The organism is Rheinheimera salexigens (genome assembly GCF_001752395.1).
In the GTDB taxonomy this organism is placed as follows: Bacteria; Pseudomonadota; Gammaproteobacteria; order Enterobacterales; family Alteromonadaceae; genus Alishewanella; species Alishewanella salexigens.
In genome coordinates, this window is sequence record NZ_MKEK01000001.1 from 2,411,469 (window position 1) to 2,432,407 (window position 20,939).

The window sequence follows — 20,939 nt, forward strand, 5'->3', positions numbered from 1 at the left end:
GGCACTATGATTGAATCCATGTTGCGCCTGGCTATTGCGAGGCGGTATCTATTTTTAACGCTGACACTGTTGATTATTGCCATTGGTAGCTGGAGCTACCAACAGTTACCGATTGATGCAGTGCCGGATATTACTAACGTTCAGGTGCAAATAAACACGGCGGCGCCAGGTTATTCGCCACTTGAAGCAGAGCAGCGTATTACCTATCCGGTAGAAACTGCCCTGTATGGCTTACCCAATTTAAGTTATACCCGCTCATTGTCACGCTATGGCTTGTCACAGGTAACGGTGGTGTTTGAAGAAGGCACGGACATCTACTTTGCCCGCAATTTAATCAACACCCGGTTGGGCGCTATCAAGGATATGTTGCCTGAGGGCATAGAGCCTGAAATGGGCCCTATTTCAACCGGGCTTGGTGAAATCTTTATGTATACCGTGCAGGCCAAACCGGGTGCACTGCAACAAAATGGTTCACCTTACGATGCCATGGCACTGCGGGAAATCCAGGACTGGATAATAAAACCTCAGCTGGCACAAGTTAAAGGTGTGGTGGAAGTAAACAGCATTGGTGGCTACAACAAGCAATACCATGTGTTACCCGACCCACTGAAACTGCTTAATTATGGCCTGAGTATTAAGGATGTTGAACTGGCCCTGCAAGCCAACAATGACAACCGGGGTGCCGGTTATATTGAACGTGAGGGCATGCAACTGCTGGTACGCTCGCCCGGTCAGTTAACCTCTCTGGATGACATTGCTAATGTCATTATTACGCAATACGACACCATACCGGTAAAGCTGAGTGACGTTGCCGATGTTGCCATTGGCAAAGAGCTGCGAACCGGTGCGGCAACCCAGGATGGTAAAGAAGCGGTGCTGGGTACAGCCATGATGTTAATTGGTGAAAACTCACGCACAGTGGCACGCGATGTCGCGCAAAAGCTGGAGCAGATCAAAAGTTCTCTGCCAGAGGGTGTTATTGCTGAAGCAGTATATGATCGCACCACCTTAGTGGATAAAGCCATTGCAACCGTCAGTAAAAACCTGCTGGAAGGCGCATTACTGGTGATCGTAGTGTTGTTTATCCTGCTGGGCAACCTGCGGGCGGCGTTAATCACTGCGGCGGTGATCCCGCTATCAATGCTGATGACCATTACCGGCATGGTACAAGCCGGCGTTTCTGCCAACCTGATGAGCCTGGGTGCGCTGGATTTTGGCTTAATTGTTGATGGTACGGTGATTATTGTCGAAAATGCGGTTCGACGCTTGGCGCAGGCACAACACAACGGCAGTATCCAACCGCTAAAAGAGCGCTTAAATACAGTGTATCTGGCAACAGCAGAGGTTATCCGGCCTAGTTTGTTCGGTGTGGCCATCATTACCATAGTGTATATCCCTATTTTTTCACTGACCGGTGTCGAAGGTAAAATGTTTCATCCTATGGCAGCGACTGTGGTGATGGCCCTGTTATCCGCTATGGTGTTGTCGGTGACCATTGTGCCTGCCGCTGTGGCGGTGTTCTTAAATGGTAAAATCAGTGAAAAAGAAAGTGCGGTCATAAGAGGCGCTAAAACCCTGTACGCACCGCTATTAGCGCTGGCACTCAAATTTCGCTGGCTGGTGATTGGTTTGGCCAGTGCTCTGGTTGGTGTGTGTCTGTGGTTGGCGACCACGTTGGGGGCAGAGTTTGTGCCTCAGCTTGATGAGGGCGATATCGCTTTACATGCCATGCGTATTCCGGGCACCGGCTTAGAACAAGCCGTTGCAATGCAGGAAATTCTGGAGCAGAAGATCAAAACCTTTGCTGAGGTTGATAAAGTGTTTGCCAGAATTGGTACGGCAGAAGTGGCGACCGATCCGATGCCACCCAATGTGGCTGACAACTTTGTGATATTAAAGCCGCGCAGTGAATGGCCCAATCCGGATAAAACCAAAGCCCAATTGGTCACTGAAATGGAAGCTGCTTTGGCGACATTGCCTGGCAATAACTATGAATTTACCCAACCTATTCAGATGCGTTTTAATGAACTGATTTCCGGTGTACGGGCAGATCTGGGTATTAAGGTATTTGGTGATGATTTAGATCAGCTGGTTACAAGCGCTAATCAAATTCTGCAAGCAGTCAACAAGGTGCAAGGTGCTGCGGATATTAAAGTCGAACAAGTCACTGGCTTGCCAACCTTGTCGGTGATCCCCAACCGAACCGCGCTTGCCCGTTACGGCTTAAACGTGGTTGAACTACAGGACTGGGTATCAGCAGCAATTGGTGGTACGTCGGCCGGTATTCTGTATGAAGGTGACAGACGCTTTGAGCTGATAGTGCGCCTGCCGGAAACCCTGCGTCGCGATCTGGACAAACTGGCAGTGTTGCCGGTGCCATTGCCAAATGGGGACTTTGTGCCGTTACAAGAAGTGGCTACCTTAGATTTGTCGCCTGCGCCGGCGCAAATTAGTCGTGAAAACGGCAAACGCCGGGTAGTGGTAACCGCGAATGTGCGCGGGCGAGACCTTGGCAGTTTTGTAGAAGAGGTAAAGGCCCAAATCAACCGCGACGTTGCATTACCAGCCGGTTACTGGCTGGATTATGGCGGTACTTTTGAGCAGCTGGAGTCAGCCAGTCAGCGCCTTAGCATCGTGGTGCCTGTTACGTTGCTGCTGATTTTAGGTATTCTGGTGATGGCTTTTGCGTCATTAAAAGATGCGTTGATTATCTTCAGCGGTGTGCCGTTGGCGCTTACCGGTGGCGTGCTGGCCTTGTATTTGCGCGGTATGCCTTTATCAATCTCTGCCGGCATTGGCTTTATCGCCTTATCAGGTGTGGCGGTGCTGAACGGCCTGGTCATGCTGAGCTTTATTCGCGATCTCTGGCGTGAAAAAGGTGACTTGCTGCTTGCGATAACGGAAGGCGCGCTTACCCGGTTGCGCCCTGTGCTAATGACCGCTTTGGTCGCGAGCCTCGGTTTTGTGCCGATGGCGATTAATATTGGCACCGGTGCTGAAGTGCAGCGCCCGCTGGCGACAGTGGTGATTGGCGGTATTATTTCGTCAACCTTGCTGACATTGTTGGTATTGCCCGTGTTATATCATTGGGTGCACAAAAACGATAACCGCAAACAGCAAACGGAATAATCATTAACCTGCTTCGCTGCAGCATTGGGCTGCAGCGAAGAACGTTTTGGCAATAGTATGGGTGTTTATGCTAATACGATTAAAACGATAACCGCGTAAATAGTCAGGCGTATTAAGACGTCCCGCCAAATGGGGCTGTCAGCTAGCAAGGGTTGCAAGTCAGCTGGCAAGGGCACTGGCTTTAAAGCAGAGATATTCGCGCCTCCAGGATTTCCCCTTGGAACCCAACCAAATATAAAACCCGGAACCGTTGCTATCAAACGGACGATCTGACCAATAACCTCGCGATTATCATTGCGTTTAAGCCCAATTCGTAACATCTGCCAGTGCGTCGCTATGTGCGGTATAAAATATCTCTGCCCTAAAATATGCGCTCTTTCAAGAGACTTAAACGCATTGTCTAAATCATTGACTTGTTCAGCCTCCATGGCTGAGCGCATACTGATTTGGTACTCATGTTTAATTTTTTTATTCATTTACTATCACTAAGATAATGAGTCTGCGAAAGAAAAGAGCTATCCTCGATCGCTAAATAAGAGACGCGAAGCATATCACTGATTATTAAATTAAAGCTTAACTTAAGTGTACTCTTTAGAGACTACATACATTAGATAATGATAAGACATAGATTCTATTCTGCACTTTAATGTGCATTAAAGTGCAGATTTTTAACTAGATCAGCAACAAAGTGTATACCTTGTCACTAACATAGTGAATTCTGATACAGCTGTCACTACCTTAGCTAAAATTTACAATTATGCAACACAGATAAGCTGCATGAGCGTATAGAACGCTGATGCTTAGTAATGTGAGTTCAAGCGAATAGCGGCGTATTCTCCGAGGCCTGTTTCAGGTGTGTTTTGAAAATCATCACTGGTAAAAAGAAAAATCCCCAGCGAGGAATGCTGGGGACTAAAATTGCTCTACTACCTTGCGATCAGCCTAGCTGAACTTCCTGCTTAAAGTTCTTTTGTTTAGGTTATCAGAGTTCTTATCAGAGGAAGTCCGACTTCATTTAAAAAATGTTTAATAAATCTTCATCAAATCTTACGCCTGTGAGATGGTGATTTTCACAGCATTGTTTAAATGCTTCAGATACGAATAATGCTTTATAGCCCTCAAGCTCAGACTTAAAAATGTTTAAGTCCTGCAGGCTATCTTCATCAAAGACAAGTGTTTCTAATCCGCACTCAAACCCGTCCAGGTATTTTTTTAAGCATAACTCTGCCTGCTCTTTTCCTGCAGACAGACAGTTGAAAAAGTCATAGTAAACACCATCAATTATCAGCGGCAATAACTCACCGTCTTTCGCAATTAACGGCATCAGGCACTCTTTCGCTTTACTGTTCAGCAGTAAGAAGCCCCCCCAAAACGATACGTCAGGTAGCGGTGTTCCATTTTGAAACGGTTCGCTTAAAGGACATTCTGGCTGCACCCAGCGTTCTTTAATGCTCTCGTGCAATCTGGAAAACCGGCGAACCAACTTTAAATCTGTATCACCAATCAACTTGGCCACTTGTATCAGATCCAAATCCGGCACTTCGTACGAATTAATCTCTCGTTTTAAGCGATAAACTTTCGTGCTCATAATTAACTACTTCTTTTTTCTTAAAGGATTTTAACCGGATGCGTGCCAGTTTTAAGCTGCACTTTAACAGCATGAAGCCGATTTAAATAAAGTGCTTCAGGCAGATTGTCATTAGACAGCAAATCACTAATCCACTCTTCATACTGATAGGTATGCAGCTTGCGGTGAGCAGGGGCTTCAGGAGTAGCCCAATCATCAGGGGTATTTCGGGTAAAGTTTCTCAACCACACACCGTTTACAGGATCGTTAATACCAATGCCGTACTGATGCAAATTAAGCCGACAAGTCAACATATCCACTTTCAAATATCGGCCTTTGCCTGGAATAATATGGTGGGCTTCATGAAATGATGTCGGCTTCACTTCGCCAACGGCTCGCAAATTTCTTACAAGACGCTTTGTTGGGTGGTGTTCCTCAGTCTGCAATTCAGTAGTGGATTTTAACTTATTAGCTGCACGGTAATCGGTCAGCTGTGTTTGCAATCTGACATGGGCGGCGATCTTTCGCCGCTCCATCCGTAAATGCTTTTGGTCACGCTCACACTTAGCAATTCGCTGTAGTTTGGCTTGTGGACACTCGTTTTTGGGTGCAGCTTTATTTCGCTCAAGATGAAACGCTCGGGCCTTAACCTCATAGTTATAGATAACCATTTCGAGTGGGCTTGGGTTCAACGGGCGTTGCGGCATTGGCATAGCAGGAAAGTTATGTGCAGTAGTCGGTTTCATCCTGAAGTTTACTCCCTATTTCTCTCAACAGTTGACCGCATTCTATTATCTGAGCCATTTGACATCAATCATTTGTAAATCTATTTTTAACCAATAATTCACTTTTAGGATTTGGTTATGGATAATCAGCGTGTTACTGAACAACAGGCAGTGCAACTTCTACAGCAATGGAATGGTGTTGGTCATGATTTGCCGTCTCTGGCAAAAATCAAACCGGCCAGCGATGAACAGTCAATACTGCTATTACTACCCGGCTATTTGTGTAACCAGTGGTATCAGGTAGGTGAAACCTATAGCTGCTATACAGAGGCATTAACCTGCTTAGGCACTCTGATAGATAGAAGTCGAACGGCAATGCAATAACCGAACTGAGCGCGAATTACAGTCACCGGTATCAGAATTGCCAATTCTGGCTTGCCTGATATACTGTATATATATACATATATGAGGTGGGTATGTCAGCAGTATTTATTGGTAATGCCGATTTCTGGCCGAAACAACAAATTCCCTTCTATAGCGATCCGGTCAAGGCGGGCTTTCCCTCACCGGCACAAGATTATGTTGAGCGAACGCTAGACTTGAATGAGCTGTGTATTCGCCACCCTAATGCTACGTTTTTTGTTCGGGTTGAGGGTGATTCGATGATAGAGACAGGTATTTATGATGGTGATGTATTGGTAGTAGACCGCTCCGTAGATGCCGAACATGGTGATATCGTGGTAGCAGCAGTAGGCAACGAGTTTACGGTTAAAGAGCTATGTACCCGGCCATCGCTTATGTTGTTACCGCGCAATCCGGCTTACAAACCGATACGACCACGTAACGGTGAAGAGCTGAACATCTTTGGCGTAGTGACCAACGTTATTAGGCAAATGAAACGCAAATGATAACACCGGTATTTGCACTGGTAGACTGCAATAACTTTTACGCCAGCTGCGAAAAGTTATTCCGACCTGACCTAACAGACAAGCCGGTCGTTGTGTTATCTAACAATGATGGCTGTGTGGTCGCCCGGTCTAAAGAAGCGAAGAAACTCGGCATTAAAATGGGTGTTCCGGTATTTCAGATTCGTGAGTTAATCCAGAAACATGGTGTAGTGGCATTCTCTTCCAATTATGCGCTGTATGCCGATATGTCACAGCGCGTTATGAACACCCTTGAAAGTCTGGCTCCTCGGGTGGAAGTGTATTCTATCGACGAATCTTTTCTGGATTTAACCGGCGTTGATTTTAGCCAGAGCCTTACAGACTTTGGCATGCAGGTACGAAAAGTCGTACAAAAGTACACAGGGATTACCGTTTGTGTGGGTATAGCGCCAACCAAAACATTGGCTAAACTGGCTAACCATGCTGCCAAAACCTGGCCCAAAACCGGTGGTGTGGTGGATTTAACTGACAAAGTGCGCCAGCGCAAGTTATTGGCCTTGTTGCCGGTAAATGAGGTTTGGGGTATCGGCGGCAAGCTGACTAAGCGGTTACAGCAACTTGGTATTAATACTGCACTGCAACTTGCCGACGCTGACCCAGAGTATATTCGTCAGCAATTTTCTGTAGTGGTTGAGCGCACTGTACGAGAACTTAACGGCGAAAGCTGTATTGCACTGGAAGAGATGGCACCGACTAAAAAACAGATTGTCAGCAGCCGCGCCTTTGGTGAACGCATCACTGATAAACAACAAATGCGTGAGGCAATAAGCGAATACATCAGCCGTGCTTGCAAGAAGCTGCGCCAAGAGCAGCAAACCGCAAAACACTTAACGGTATTCTTACGTACCAGCCCGTTTAGTGACAAAGATGCTCCTTATAGTGCCAGCAAAAGTGTTGAACTTGATAGACCAAGTAGCGATACACGAATCTTTCTTATACATGCAATGCAGCTGCTTGATGGTCTATGGCTAAACGGTTACCGCTATGCCAAAGCAGGAGTAATGCTGGCCGACTTCTATGATCCCGGCGTGTGTCAACCTGGCCTGTTTGATGAACCCATGGTACAAAAAGAAACTGACCAAAAACTGATGCAGCTAATGGATACCCTTAATAGCAAACATAGCAAGACACTTTGGTTCGCCAGCCAGGGTACAAAGCAAGAATGGGGTATGAAACGCGAGCTGCTCTCGCCGGCTTACACAACAAACTGGCGAGAACTTCCGATAGCTAGATAATTTCCGCTTTGAGCGAAAAGCAGAGATTCAGCACCTCAACACAATCCGCATGCGAATGACCGCTTTTACCGCAAAACCGGACATGAAGCCCGGTTTATTTAAAACGAAATTATCGGTCTATAGGGCTAATTGTCCCTGATGAATGTTGACCGATGACATGTGTATATATTTGAGTTGTCTTCAAATCCGTATGCCCTAACAGCTCTTGAACTGTACGAATGTCTGTTCCCGCTTTTAAAAGCTGCGTTGCGAAAGAGTGCCTGAATGTGTGTGCGGTAACGTGTTTCTGAACACCTGACCGTATAACAGCGCTCCTTAATTTCTTTGTTAGGGACGTCCAATGCAAGTGATGGCGGCAAACATATCCATCCACTGGATGCTTACACCTGACAGATGATGGGAATATAAATTGCCACTTAAAATCAGAAATTGCGTAAGGGTATTTTCGAGCGAGCCCTGGCGGGAGACTTGTTTTACCCTCACCTTCGCAAAGATCCTTTTCATGAAGATCACGAACCTTTTCAATATGCAATTTAAGGGGTTCAGCAAGCTTTTCAGGTAACATCGTGACTCGATCTTTACCGCCTTTGCCACGAAATACATAGACATTCCTTGACTCAAAATCGATATCTTTAACTCTTAGCATTAATAGTTCTGCTTTCCTTAGCCCACAACCATATAAAAGCGAAAACATCAGTTTATAGCTACCGGATAGCTGATTGATGATACTCATTGCTTCGTTATGAGATAAGACGGATGGAACCCGTTTAGGTGCGCGTGCTTTTATCGTATCAGGTAGTAAAGTAAGTTCTCTCTGAAGTATATGTTTATACATGAAGACGATAGCGCAAAGCGCCAAGTTTTGAGTAGACGCCGTAACTTGTCGGTTTACGGCTAAATATGTCAAAAAATTAGTTACCTCTTGTTCCCCCATGTTCTTAGGATGCTGTTTTTTGTTAAACAAAATGAAGCGTTTTATCCAAAGTAAATAGGTTTTTTCAGTCTGAATTGAGTAATGCTTGGTTCGCATAACCTGTCTGATGCTTTCAAGGAAAGGTGAACGAGTCATGTAAGCTCCTTTGTTGATTATCGAGTGTGTTACTGAGACTTCTCAGTAACACCTGATGATAAGGATGCTAAATCAAGATAAGGCATTGATATTAATAATATTACCCCGTTTTGGGGTGGAGGCATTACTGAGAAGTCTCAGTAATGTCGTAAATTAAAAGTAAATTAAGTCCTTAACTAGCTTCTTAAGTTATTGATTTTCAGTAAACTCATAGGTATAAATTTGTTTTGCCTTTCGGATGTTACTGAGAGGTCTACATAATAACTGTTATGCGTAATATGTGTCTACCGCATAGCTTTTAACATCTGACACATGGAGATATCAAATGAAAAAATTAACATGGTTATTCGCGGCATCACTACTTTCTTGGTCGACTGCAAGCTTTGCATCTCCTTTAATGGAGCAATGGGCTGGTACTGGCGCGGATGCAGATAAGATTTTTTGCAAGTATGGTGATGGCGAAGTAAAAGTTATCTATGGCAATCAAAACTGTCCTCTATCTAATTAAGCCTACTCTTAACAACCGTAGTGTTGTGCAATACGCATAACAAGTTGCTTAAACGGAAAAATAACAGTTGGCCATCGCTTCGCGATTATAGCCAACCATTTTTATCCGCTTAGCAAGGCGTTAGGTTTTCGATTGCGAATGTGTACAACCATCAAGTGAGTTTGAAAAAATACAAATATACCTGAGGAGAAAAAAATGAAATGTCCTATATGTGTTGATGAGAATCTAGTGATGGCCGATCGTCAAGGTATAGAAATAGATTATTGTTCAAAGTGTCGAGGTGTTTGGTTGGATCGCGGGGAGCTAGACAAAATTATTGAGCGCAGTGTATCTACGCCACAACCTCAGTCTAGGGGAGACTATCGCGAGACATCCAGACACTCTAGCAGTCATGGCTACCATAAGAAAAAGAAGGGTGGTCTGTTGGGTGAGCTTTTTGATTTCTAGCATGAGCACAGTAAAACCTAACACATATGAGCCTTCTCGGAGTCAATAGGTAAAGCCGCTCTTCTGGCCGCGCTAGCGGCCAGTTTGTTGTCCATCAGCAAGATACTCTGCTTCATCTGTCATCATGGTTGCCAGGCGATAGCCTGCAACAAACACATATAGGGGCTCTCTTATCTCACTCTCAGTGAGTGCCTGCTGATTTCAGCATCCTTGCTGACAGCAGGGGCACCAGACATTCATCGGTTAACCTGTTGCTGGCACTATTCAAGGCGACGGGCTTAAAGCCAGTTAGTTTCAGGCTCAGTACAGGTGCAAACCATCTTGCTGATGGTAATGCGCGGCGACAAGGTGTCTAATCAAGCGCGCTGGCTACGGCAGTGTGCCAGAAGGCCGGTGGTTCAGCATGTTGCTATTGGCTACCAGCCTTCATTTGAGCATCAGCCATGGTGTTCCAGTTAGACGTTCAGCTCACCTTGTCCCGCGACTTAACACGTTAAGAAACGTTCTTCATTGAACACCTTCTGATTTTTTAGCATGTAGTAAACACAACGGCCAATTTTATGCGCGAGCGCGGAGAGTGCTTTGGCTTTGCTCATGCGCTTTTGTAGCTTGAGTAAGTAAGATTTGGCTTTGTCGTTACCGCGCAGATAAAGCACAGCAATCTCACCGAAGGCCCACTTCAAATGCGCATTGCCAATTTTATTACCCTGAGTGCCATAGCTTTTACCCGCAGATTCTGCTTTACACTTAATCAACCGACTATATGAAGCAAAGTCTTGAACGGTATTAAAGCGTTCAATATGGCCAACTTCGTACAGGATAGTCAGTGCCAGAATGCGGCCAATACCGGGAAAACTGGTCAGGATATGGTAATCGTTGCCGTTATGATGCTTAGCATGTTTTTCAATAAAGCATTCAATAGAACTAAGTTCTTGGTTGTAAAAAGCAATGATGTTTAAGTCCAGATCAACATTGCGCTGTACGAACTGATCATCAAAGCGATCTCGCATAGCTTCGCGGGCGTTAGGGTAGCGTAAATTTAGGTTGTTAGGGGGTAAATTGTACTGGCTAGTGGTGTTTTTTACATGTGCTTTTAAGTCGGCGCCATGGCGAACAATACGAGTGCGGCGGCGCAATAAATCACGGGCAGAGCGCATTTCTGGCGGATACACATAGGCCTGCGGGAAATTGCCACCGCGAATAAGGTGAGCAATTTTATAGGAATCTATGCGATCATTTTTTGCTTTGCCGCCATGAATGGCCTTCATATACAAAGCATGACCAAGAATAAAATCGATACCATGTTCAGCACATAAGTCGCTTACCCAGTACCAGCAGTGCATGCACTCAACGCCAACGACAACATTACCGATATAAGGTGCTAAGATATCTAGTAATGGTTCTGGCAATGCTTTGATTTCACGGTGTAAGATGGTTTCACCGGCAGCATCCAGAATGCAAACGTATAAAGAGCGAGCATGCAAATCAATTCCACAATAGTACGGATGTTGTGTAGTATAAAATTTCATTGGGTCTTCTCCTTTTGGGTTTCGTCGCCTTTCAGCTTAGCCAATCTGGCAAAGCTGAGGGAGAAGGCTCAATGATTATCAAACGGCTGCACCGGACAAATTTCTGCTGTCACCTTTTGTGCAAAAACACGCACAAAAGCCGCCATCAAAAATTTGCGCGGTGAGCCGGGCGTTCTGCTAACACCTAAAAGCGGACTTTACAGCCTTAAAGTTGGAATGTCTGCAATTGGCACACAGCAGAAGTATCACTTGCGTCACCAAATTCATCAAATAGCTCATACTACTATCTGAACGGTAAATTGAGTTTAAGCAATGTGCGGCAGACTTAACGTAATTGACGATCCCGGCGTTCGAAAACTGTGTGAAGGGCTACAGATACAGCTGTCCCCTGAGAGCCAAATATTTAGCAGGTTTATCAGGGCTTCAAATCAGGTCAGTATTGTCAGGCAGAAAGATGGCGTCCGTAGAATGGACAATGCTACTTGGTGACTGTTACTTGAACCATGCGATACCGGCTTTAAGCCTTCTAAATACACCTCTTTTAACACCCGTTATGACAAACTAAATGTTAAGGGCTCTGCTGGCTACCAGGCATACCGCCATAGTCGGTGTGTTATTCCAGCTAAGGGCTTTGGTGAAACTGAGTACCTGAACAACAAGCCTCTTCATTATCATGACCTTGTTGCTAAAGATGGTGCGATATTACTCGGTGGTCTGTGCCGGGAATGGGTTAACAAAGATACCGGTGAAACAGCATTATCTTGCTCTGTAATAACACTACCGCCCCACCCCAAACTGATACACATTCATAGCAAGGCATCACCACTATTACTGCCGCCAGACATGAATTTGGTAAACCGCTGGCTCGATGAAAGCATTACTGACCCAAACGAGTTTGAGCCATTGCTGCAGCCACATATACCTTATGGCCTGATAGCCCAGCAGATAGATAAACCTAGCAGTTTTAAAGCCATAAACGAGACAATCTTCATTCCGAAAGACTTATGATGCTCTAAAGCTTTGTAAGCACTGTCAAAACTATCAAAACCATCATTAAGTACCTATCAAAATATCATGTAATAGTACAATGGTAATGAGAAGCATTATTAATTAATGTAAGTTTTGACAGTGAAATACTAAGTATTAACTCCAGATAAATTTATCCCAAATCTTCGTATGGATCATCCATCTGCATAATCTTACATGTTTTAATCTAGGCCTTCTGCTTGGCTTATTTTCATCTTCGATATAGTTTTCGCCACTTTTCAACCTATACGAACGCTGGTTTTCCTCAATAATATCAGTCACAGTTAGGTATCCGAAGTTATGAAGGTTTGCTAGTGCTTCAGAGATCACCTTAGTGCTCGCATTCGGTATCAGGCTTTGGCAAACATCATAAAGATTGGAATATTTTTCATCAAAGTACTGGTAGGTCTCTTTACCATGGTACTTATCCATAATATAAATGCCGTCGATATCGCCATATCGCCGCTCTAAATCAATACCTGTACTAGTGGCTCTAACTATACATACCAAACCGCGAAACTCAGGATCAACAAATTCAGCCGCCATTAGGTCATACAGATAAAGTGCTATCTTAGTCTCTGCTAGCGTTAGTTGCTGGTTATGTAGAACGTTTTTAATGTAGTAGTCTCTGTCAGCACTAGCCCAGTGGTTTAGGTTAGCTCCCCGATTTTTGACCTCTGCTTTTTTCTTTGCACGACGCCCTATAGGTTCGCTAGTATTACTAGGCTCTTCATCATTGTCTTTATCCTCAGAATCCTGAGTCTTTTTTGCGAAAAATCCTTTTTTAAGATAAAGCCACAAGCTCGGCCTTTCGCAGCTATCCGGAAGAACCCAAATAGGGTCATCAAAAGTGCCAACTCTAGATTTTTTCTTCACTTCAACGCTACCTCGGCGAGAATTGCCAATCTGATTCAAAGCATGTTTTCAGGTTTTGACCGTATTGCAGGTGTATTTTTTAAAACCTTATCAAATTTTTTCTGGTTATTTTCTACTTTTTTCAAAAATCTGCATTTCCTTTATGTTATTCCAATGCAAAAACCAGTGCCAAAAAGCATAAATATCTGTTTAATTTCAATAGGATAATTAACGAAGGAAAAACCAGATAAGTTAGGCCGTGTTGATCTTAAAAATTTATTACTATAAGATATTGTTTTTATTGATTATTTCAGTGTAAAAATTTTTACTTTTAAAATAGTGACACTAACTGCTTTCCTACCTATTAAAGGAACAGCGTAACACCCTTTAAAAATGCTGCCCTCACCATAAGTACCTACTTCAGATTAATCCCACAAAGAAACAACTCAATTTTTAACATTAAAATCAGTTAGTTACACACACTCCCTCTGATGTACTTGTGGCTATGTAATTCACTCCTATCAGTATTAAATACCCCTTGTCGACAACATATAGGAGAACGACATGACATCTAATAACCGTAACCAGAAATCAAACAAAGCCACTAAGCCTGTGTCCAAAGCCGCAAATGACGTCCTTCCACTTTCTATAGAGGTTGTAAAAAAGCAACTTGCTAAAAGGCCAGGCAATAAAAATAAATCGTTAAGCAGTTCAACCGATAAGCAATTGCAACGTCCCAATAAAGGCTTTTTATCTATTAACTTACCGAAGCATTTACCTAAGGAGGTAGACGAGGTTAAAGAAGTACAGATGCGCAAGAAACAACTCGAAAGTACGGCTAATCCGAGCCCTAAAAATCCAACGCCAGATTGCTTTCCGCCGCAGTTATATAACCTAGTTATGGCTCTTGCAGCTCTTTCTAATTCATATACCAGTTATTCTGCTGTATGCGTTTATATGTTGCTTAGCAACTTACTATCTCGCTTCTTTACCATACAACCGGATTCCGGCAACCCAAATTACATTGTCTCCCCTAACCAATCCGGCATCCTAATTGGCCCCCCAAGTATTAAAAAGTCACCAGTGCTTAACAGTATCTTAAAGCCTGTCTATGAGTTCCTAGAGAGGATGGCAACAATGCACAGGCCAAGCGCTGTAGACATAAAGCTTCAGAATCGTAAAAAAAGCTACTACTTGAAGAAAGCAGATAAAAAGTTGCAGGAAGCTTTAGATTTACGCGAAGAAAACCCAATTGCCTCAGAAAAACTGGAAAATGAAGCTAAGGAATTAATTCGTCTCGCTGATCCTATCTCGGAGTATGACAAGCATAAACATCTAGTCGTCAGCAATTGCACAGCAATGGGTCTGGCTACTGTAGTTGATGACTCTGAAATGCCACTATTAGTCGTTCAAGATGAATTAGGCAATCTGCTAAAAGAAACTCTCTCGGCAGGGAACAAAACCAAAGAGCTATTAATCGGTTTAATGGATGGTATGTCACCTGAGAATTACGTGAATGCCAACCGCGTTTATGAGACTCGTAATAAAAAGGTTTCGATCATTGGCGCCACCCCAACAGAAACGTTAAACGCATTCAAGCATGCTGTAAATGACGGCTTTATTATGCGCTTCACGTTGGTGGCATTGCCTGACCAGAAGGCTATTAAGTCAAAGGAAATTCAAAACACGGTTATAAATTCTGGACTTTCAGGCTGGAACCAATTGATCGGCAACTTGGTTACTCAAATTCCCTCAGAGTTGACCACTATTAAGCTGTCCGCAAAAGCAGAAGAAAAACTTGATTCAATTAACGACGTATACGAACAACGCATCGCGAGCGACAATACTGTTCAGAAGATTAAAAGCCTTTTGGGGAAACGGCCATCCTTTGTTGCATCCATAGCGCTGGTGAATGCGTTTGCCCGTTATGAATTTGACCTTGAGAAGCTTACCAAAGGCAAAGTTATGCAGCAGGATATTGATTTAGCATCAAAATACGCTGAAGTCACTGAATCACATTTTGCCGTCGCTTTTGGTGTACATAGCAATATCGAAGAGCAACAGGCGCTCGAGTTACTGAATCGCATCACCGAATCACGTTTTGCTACTGAAGTCTTTACGGCTAGCCAGATCGCTAAGAATGAATGGTCTGGTTTTAAAGACCCTAAGTTTGTCGAATCACTACTGTTAGTGCTGCGCGAATATGCGTTGGTTCGTATCGTAAGTAATTCGTCATCGAGCAACAAGGGCGGTCGTCCTACTCGCAAATGGGCAGTCGTAAGCGAATTAGTGGAGGTTTAATCATGGGAACATTTCAACCACGTTTCATCGCCGTTAACGACTACAGTGGATTTATTACTGAATTAAGCGCCTTCCGGCGCTTAATGGACCGCCGTGTACCTAAAGAGTTTCTGGCACAACAGTCAATAGGCAATCCGATGTTACCGTCAGATCTTAAGTCGCTAGCCAGTGTATGTAAGGAAAAGCCTTTTACAGTGAGCGCGACGAATAAATCACTGTTTCACTATCATAACTTGGTCGCTAGCCAACTCGCTAATCCGGCACAGTGGCTACATATTCCAATCGTTGATTCCTTAAGTTTCACAGCACGTTCTTCAAAGGCGGAGTTAAAAAGGTTAACTAAGACCCTTGAAACCAAGCTCATCACCGACCGTTTAAATATTCGACCTCGGAAAAAGTGTAGTAAGGAATATGCCGAAGAGAACATGATTAGGAACTACTACAAAAAAACGGTAGGTATCCGTTATCGAACTGAACGCGGACTCTCGGAGCCAATCTATTTTTCTTTCGGCCTAAAAACTAAGGATAATGACTTATCGCTTAAGCCATTGCGTTTTTCGTTCAACCCGGCAAGGTTTGAACCAGAAACCTTAGAAAAGATATTTGAGGCGTTAAGCGATTTAAAACTATTCGATTGCCTACTAAAAACACTACAGAAAGCGGTTATTACTCGGGTTGATTTGGCCATAGATACGGTTGGCATCCCAGTGCCGATGTTAATCGTCGGACAGGCGAATGTATGTAATTACAAAACATACACAAACCACGCCCACATTGATTACGGCGACATAAATGCCGCAACGCAATACATTGGTGGCCTTGATAAGACTCACATTTTAGTTTACGACAAAGTTCTGAAGCAGTTGGTGAAAAAACAGAAACATATCACAGTACTTTTAAGTCCTGAAGGTAACCCTTTTGTTCTGTCTCGCTATGAATGGTGTTATAAACCGCAGGGTAATAACGGCCGCAAGATTAAGCTTAAGGATTTAAACACGATTACGTATATGTTTCGCGGCAAAAAGTTTTTCAGCCCATTACTTTATCGGGAGTTTGACGAGGATAAACAAACATTTCTTGAAGATGGGGTTATAAACACTCTAGCGAAACAGTCAAAACTCATAACAGTGCCCAATAAACCTCGGCCACTAAAACGTGATTCTGCCCAGAAAAAACAACGGTATCGTATGGATCAGATAAATATCATGCTGAAAATGCTTGAGAAATATAAGCTTCACATCGACCACGATTGGTTTAAAGCACAGCAAAACCGCACACTTACTGAGCTTTATGAGTGCATGATCCACTTCAGCAAAAACTAAGCGAGCACACCAAATAGCCGTGTCAAAAATACCACTCGACATTCCAACCAGACCAGCGCTACCATAGTGTAGCGCTCTTTTTTGCGCTCCCTTTCTCACTCTATTTCAATCTGATTATCACTATCTAACGAGGTGCTCTATGAGTACAGCTTCGCCGTATTCGCTTTACCTGAGCAGGCTATCGGCTAATAGCAAAACGTCTATTGCGTCACAGCTTCGCAGTATCGCTAAAATCATGGACTGGCCGGAAGATGATGTCTGCCGGTTTCATTGCATCAACTATCAGGACATGCTGCAGATACGCGCTTTGCTTCAGCATGCTGGCTGGTCAGCTCGTTCAATTAACCGGGCACAGGTGGCTATTCGCAGTATCGTCAAAGTCGCGGTTATGATGAAGCTTGCCGATAGCGAACAGCTTAACCAGCTCAGTAGCTTAAGTAAGCTAAAGCATGCCGAATATCCCGGTACAGCGCTGACCAAACAGCAGGTTCAGGCGCTCTTTGCGCTGCTTGAACGCTCTATTACCCCTACCGGTATTCGCAATGTTGCGCTATTCGCCGTACTGCTGGGTACAGGACTTAGGCGTAGCGAGCTGGTGGCGCTTCAGCTTAAAGATGTGGATATCAACAAACAGACTCTTTTAGTACGTCACGGTAAAGGCAATAAGTCCCGCACCGTGTTCTTGCCCGATTGGTGCCTGAACTATCTGCAGCGGTGGTTAGTACTGCGCTCCAAGCTGTTACCAACAATGCAAAACTGATCCACTATAACAATTGAAATCTGATCCACTTGTTTTCACTATGGTGCTTTTTCGGAGGCACCTTGATCACAAAAGAAGAGCTCATGAAAATTCAGATTTTACACCAACAAGGCCTGTCCCAACGTGCTATTGCTAAACAACTTGGCATATCGCGTAACACGGTTAAGCGCTACCTTCGAGCAGCATTAGATACGCCCGTTTATACAGCACGTGCTAAAGGCCGCTCAAAGCTTGAACCCTATACATCATTCTTGCACTCACGCATTAAGCAAGCTAAACCGGTACACCTTTCTGGTGAAGTATTATTCCGTGAAGTCAAAGAACTCGGTTATACCGGTAGTTTGTCTTTATTGAGACAATATTTATATCAATATCGCGGTAAACCTATGCCAGAGCCGGTTGTGCGGTTTGAAACCGAAGCGGGTAAACAAATGCAGGTTGATTGGGGGCAAATGCGTGGTGGCAAACAGCCCATTCATGCGTTTATCGCTGTCTTAGGCTTTAGTCGTGCGATGATGGTGATCTTCACCGATAACATGCGCTACGACACACTTGAGCATTGCCATCGCCTGACATTTGACTACTTTCAAGGCATTCCCCGCGAAGTATGGTACGACAATATGAAAACGGTTGTCGTTGAGCGCAATGCCTATGGTGAAGGCCAGCACAAGCTTAATCAGGCATTTTATCAGTTTGCTAAAAGCATGGGGTTTATTCCCAAACTGTGCCACACCTACCGACCACAAACCAAAGGCAAAGTTGAGCGAATGGTGCGTTATGTCCGTGATAACTTCTTTAGGCCCCTCAATACAAAGTTAATGGCATTAGGGCAAACATTAGATGTGCAGAGTGCGAATGAAGAGGTTTTGATATGGCTTGAAACGGTGGCGCATCAGCGTATTCATGACACCACTAAACAAAAACCAGCTGAGCGACTCATTGAAGAGCGCAAGGTATTACAAGGATTACCGCCGATAATATTACCCCTTGTTGCGTCACTGGATACGAGCGTACCCTTGCCATCACTAAAGGTATTCAATCAGCAACCACTTCATCATGACCTTAGTGTTTATGACCAGCTGATGGAGGCCATATGAACCTACAATTATCGCGAATTAGTGCGCTTAGCGCAGAGTTACAACTCGCCGGCATTGATACTAATGCCTGTGATTTAGCCCAGCAAGCAGCTAAAGAAGAATGGGATTACCTGAGCTTTTTAGAGCAAGCACTATTATGTGAAAAGCGCTCACGTCACCAACGTAAACAACATATGTTTACTCGAATGGCCGGTTTTCCTGGAAACAAAACATTAGAGGGCTTTGATTTTAGCTTCGCCACCGGCGTACCTAAAAAGCAGGTAACAGAATTAGCCTCGCTCTCCTTTATTGAACGGCAAGAGAACGTTGTCATGCTGGGGCCATCAGGGGTTGGCAAAACGCATATCGCCATTGCCTTGGGTTACAAAGCCGTACAGGCCGGTATCAAAACGCGCTTTATCAGTGCATCAGATTTAATCCTGCAACTCGCCACAGCACAGCGGCAAGAAAACTATAAACAGGTTATGCAGCGCTCAGTCATTGCGCCAAGATTGCTTATTATCGATGAAATCGGTTATCTGCCGTTCAATGCACATGAAGCTAAATTGCTGTTTGATGTGATAGCAAAACGCTATGAAAAAGGCTCAGTGATATTAACCAGTAACTTACCCTTTGGTCAGTGGGGGCAAGTATTTGCAAATGACACAGCATTAACCTCTGCCATGTTAGACAGGGTTTTACACCATTCTCATATCTTACAAATTAAAGGAGATAGTTACCGAATTAAGGAAAAGAAACAAGCCGGATTAATGGATAAACCCAAGGAGTAGTGGATCACTTTTAAATTGTTGGGGTGGATCACTATTGGATTGTTGTTGACAGCAAGCTAAAACCGCGTGCGTGCAACGTAACGGCAGCCTGATCGAAATCCCCATTACTGAGGTTATCGCTGGTGACATCATCGAAGTGCGCCCAGGTGAGCGCATTCCAGTGGACGGTGAAGTGACCGAAGGCAACAGCTATGTTGATGAGTCTATGATCACTGGCGAACCGGTGCCGGTAGCAAAAACGCTGAACAGTAGGCTGGTCGGCGGTACGGTGAATCAGAAAGGTGCATTGACCTTCCGCGCAACAGCGGTGGGCGGTGCCACCGTGCTCTCACAAATCATTCGCATGGTCGAACAGGCACAAGGCTCGAAGCTGCCCATTCAAGCACTGGTAGATAAAGTCACCATGTGGTTTGTGCCAGCGGTGATGGCGGTGGCGCTATTCACCTTTCTGGTTTGGCTGATTTTTGGCCCATCGCCTGCGCTGAGCTTTGCTCTTGTTAATGCCGTCGCAGTACTCATTATTGCCTGCCCTTGTGCTATGGGTTTGGCCACGCCCACTTCAATTATGGTTGGCACAGGTGCTGGTGCAGAGCTGGGTGTGCTGTTCCGTAAAGGCGAAGCATTGCAATCGCTAAAGGATGCCAAGGTGGTTGCCGTGGATAAAACCGGTACTTTAACCGAAGGCCGCCCGACATTAACGGATTTGGAAATCAGCGCAGGTTTCGAGCGCCAGCAGGTGCTTGCTCTGATAGCTGCGGTTGAAGCCAAGTCTGAGCACCCTATCGCTCGGGCTATCGTTGAGGCTGCCGAAAGCGAAGGTATTAGTATTCCAGATATCAGCGATTTCCAATCAATCACCGGCTTTGGTGTGCAAGCACTGGTCAACGGCAAACGGGTGGAAATTGGAGCAGACCGCTACATGCGTGAACTTGGCCTGAGTGTTGAAGTGTTCGCGTCCAGTGCTGAACGCATGGGGCATGAAGGCAGATCTCCACTTTATGCGGCGATTGACGGTAAGCTTGCAGCGATTGTGGCAGTGGCTGATCCGATCAAAGCAAGCACCCCAGCAGCCATTGCTGCACTGCATCAGCTTGGCCTAAAAGTGGTGATGATTACCGGCGATAACCGCCGCACCGCAGAAGCGATTGCGCGCCAGCTAGGCATTGATGAAGTGATTGCCGAGGTGCTGCCAGCCGATAAAGTTGATGCGGTGCGCAAACTCAAAGTTCAGTATGGTCAGCTGGCATTTATTGGTGATGGTATCAACGATGCGCCTGCGTTGGCTGAAGCCGATGTTGGCCTCGCCGTTGGCACTGGCACCGATATCGCCATCGAAGCCGCCGACGTGGTGCTGATGTCCGGCAGCCTGATGGGTGTACCCACCGCTATTGCATTATCACGAGCCACCATTGGCAATATTCGTCAAAACCTGTTCTGGGCCTTTGCTTATAATACAGCGTTGATTCCAGTGGCCGCCGGTGTGCTTTATCCGAGTTTTGGGATTCTTTTATCACCGATTTTCGCTGCGGGCGCGATGGCATTGTCGAGCATCTTTGTTCTAGTGAATGCGCTGCGCTTGCGCGGTTTTCGTGCACCACAAAACACAGCGGAACCTGCGCAACTGACGCAGTCGGCATCAATGTAAAGGAAGC

General features: G+C 44.9%; 18 protein-coding genes and 1 pseudogene. 13 read left to right on the top strand and 6 right to left on the bottom strand.

From position 1 onward, the window contains the following. The first annotated feature begins 6 nt into the window (after window positions 1–6). Complete coding sequence (locus BI198_RS10975; RefSeq protein WP_070049598.1) at window positions 7–3,129, top strand: efflux RND transporter permease subunit; 3,123 nt, start codon at window positions 7–9, stop codon at window positions 3,127–3,129. A 65-nt stretch (window positions 3,130–3,194) separates the two neighbouring features. Here the strand turns inward: BI198_RS10975 and BI198_RS10980 are convergent, their stop codons facing one another. The 3 genes from BI198_RS10980 to BI198_RS10990 all read right to left on the bottom strand — a co-directional run bounded on the left by BI198_RS10980 (window position 3,195) and on the right by BI198_RS10990 (window position 5,442). Next, window positions 3,195–3,605, bottom strand: a complete 411-nt coding sequence (locus BI198_RS10980) for a DUF3703 domain-containing protein (RefSeq protein ID WP_008985542.1) — start codon at window positions 3,603–3,605, stop codon at window positions 3,195–3,197. Between the two features lie 539 nt (window positions 3,606–4,144). Next, window positions 4,145–4,717 carry an imm11 family protein gene (locus tag BI198_RS10985; RefSeq protein WP_070049599.1) on the bottom strand — a complete coding sequence of 191 codons (573 nt, stop codon included), beginning with the start codon at window positions 4,715–4,717 and terminating at the stop codon, window positions 4,145–4,147. A gap of 20 nt (window positions 4,718–4,737) precedes the next feature. Continuing rightward, window positions 4,738–5,442 (bottom strand): AHH domain-containing protein, encoded by a 705-nt coding sequence (locus BI198_RS10990; protein ID WP_070049600.1) that lies wholly within the window; start codon window positions 5,440–5,442, stop codon window positions 4,738–4,740. 117 nt (window positions 5,443–5,559) lie between these two features. Between BI198_RS10990 and BI198_RS10995 the strand changes: the two genes are divergently transcribed. The 3 genes from BI198_RS10995 to umuC all read left to right on the top strand — a co-directional run bounded on the left by BI198_RS10995 (window position 5,560) and on the right by umuC (window position 7,603). Then, complete coding sequence (locus BI198_RS10995; protein ID WP_070049601.1) at window positions 5,560–5,805, top strand: hypothetical protein; 246 nt, start codon at window positions 5,560–5,562, stop codon at window positions 5,803–5,805. Between the two features lie 92 nt (window positions 5,806–5,897). Beyond that, window positions 5,898–6,329, top strand: a complete 432-nt coding sequence (umuD, locus tag BI198_RS11000; protein ID WP_070049602.1) for a translesion error-prone DNA polymerase V autoproteolytic subunit — start codon at window positions 5,898–5,900, stop codon at window positions 6,327–6,329. Continuing rightward, a complete protein-coding gene (umuC, locus tag BI198_RS11005; protein ID WP_070049603.1) occupies window positions 6,326–7,603 on the top strand; it encodes a translesion error-prone DNA polymerase V subunit UmuC in 1,278 nt (425 codons plus the stop codon). The genes umuD and umuC overlap by 4 nt, the downstream gene beginning before the upstream one ends. Before the next feature lie 109 nt (window positions 7,604–7,712). Here umuC and BI198_RS11010 read toward each other — a convergent pair whose 3' ends face one another. Further along, a complete protein-coding gene (locus BI198_RS11010; RefSeq protein ID WP_070049604.1) occupies window positions 7,713–8,672 on the bottom strand; it encodes an integron integrase in 960 nt (319 codons plus the stop codon). A gap of 325 nt (window positions 8,673–8,997) precedes the next feature. Here BI198_RS11010 and BI198_RS11015 point away from each other — a divergent pair, with 325 nt between their 5' ends. Further along, entirely contained in the window at window positions 8,998–9,180 is a 183-nt protein-coding gene (locus BI198_RS11015; RefSeq protein ID WP_070049605.1) for a hypothetical protein, read from the top strand. 195 nt (window positions 9,181–9,375) lie between these two features. Continuing rightward, complete coding sequence (locus BI198_RS16425; RefSeq protein WP_070049606.1) at window positions 9,376–9,627, top strand: TFIIB-type zinc ribbon-containing protein; 252 nt, start codon at window positions 9,376–9,378, stop codon at window positions 9,625–9,627. Between the two features lie 485 nt (window positions 9,628–10,112). Here the strand turns inward: BI198_RS16425 and BI198_RS11025 are convergent, their stop codons facing one another. Next, the gene (locus tag BI198_RS11025) at window positions 10,113–11,156 is read right to left on the bottom strand and encodes an IS110 family RNA-guided transposase (RefSeq protein WP_070049607.1); all 1,044 of its coding nucleotides are present in this window, start codon (window positions 11,154–11,156) and stop codon (window positions 10,113–10,115) included. Window positions 11,157–11,645: 489 nt separating this feature from the next. Here BI198_RS11025 and BI198_RS11030 point away from each other — a divergent pair, with 489 nt between their 5' ends. Then, window positions 11,646–12,164, top strand: coding sequence for an SOS response-associated peptidase family protein (locus BI198_RS11030; RefSeq protein WP_201243630.1), 519 nt, complete (start codon window positions 11,646–11,648; stop codon window positions 12,162–12,164). 135 nt (window positions 12,165–12,299) lie between these two features. Here BI198_RS11030 and BI198_RS11035 read toward each other — a convergent pair whose 3' ends face one another. After that, entirely contained in the window at window positions 12,300–13,058 is a 759-nt protein-coding gene (locus tag BI198_RS11035) for a hypothetical protein (protein ID WP_070049608.1), read from the bottom strand. 543 nt (window positions 13,059–13,601) lie between these two features. On the opposite strand from BI198_RS11035, the gene BI198_RS11040 reads away from it, so the two are divergent. The 6 genes and pseudogenes from BI198_RS11040 to BI198_RS11065 form a co-directional block, all read left to right on the top strand. Next, window positions 13,602–15,338, top strand: coding sequence for a DUF3987 domain-containing protein (locus tag BI198_RS11040; protein ID WP_070049609.1), 1,737 nt, complete (start codon window positions 13,602–13,604; stop codon window positions 15,336–15,338). Window positions 15,339–15,340: 2 nt separating this feature from the next. Further along, window positions 15,341–16,660, top strand: a complete 1,320-nt coding sequence (locus tag BI198_RS11045) for a hypothetical protein (protein WP_070049610.1) — start codon at window positions 15,341–15,343, stop codon at window positions 16,658–16,660. A 139-nt stretch (window positions 16,661–16,799) separates the two neighbouring features. After that, on the top strand, window positions 16,800–17,420 hold the full coding sequence (locus BI198_RS11050) for a tyrosine-type recombinase/integrase (protein ID WP_235605313.1): 621 nt from the start codon (window positions 16,800–16,802) through the stop codon (window positions 17,418–17,420). A 62-nt stretch (window positions 17,421–17,482) separates the two neighbouring features. Then, window positions 17,483–18,517: an IS21 family transposase gene (istA, locus tag BI198_RS11055; protein ID WP_070049611.1), complete on the top strand. Its 1,035-nt coding sequence runs from the start codon at window positions 17,483–17,485 to the stop codon at window positions 18,515–18,517. Then, window positions 18,514–19,287: an IS21-like element helper ATPase IstB gene (gene istB, locus BI198_RS11060; RefSeq protein ID WP_070049612.1), complete on the top strand. Its 774-nt coding sequence runs from the start codon at window positions 18,514–18,516 to the stop codon at window positions 19,285–19,287. Before istA ends, istB begins: the two co-directional genes overlap by 4 nt. Window positions 19,288–19,354: 67 nt before the next feature. Further along, a pseudogene (locus BI198_RS11065) lies at window positions 19,355–20,932 on the top strand (copper-translocating P-type ATPase); the annotation flags it as partial. Window positions 20,933–20,939 lie beyond the last annotated feature (7 nt).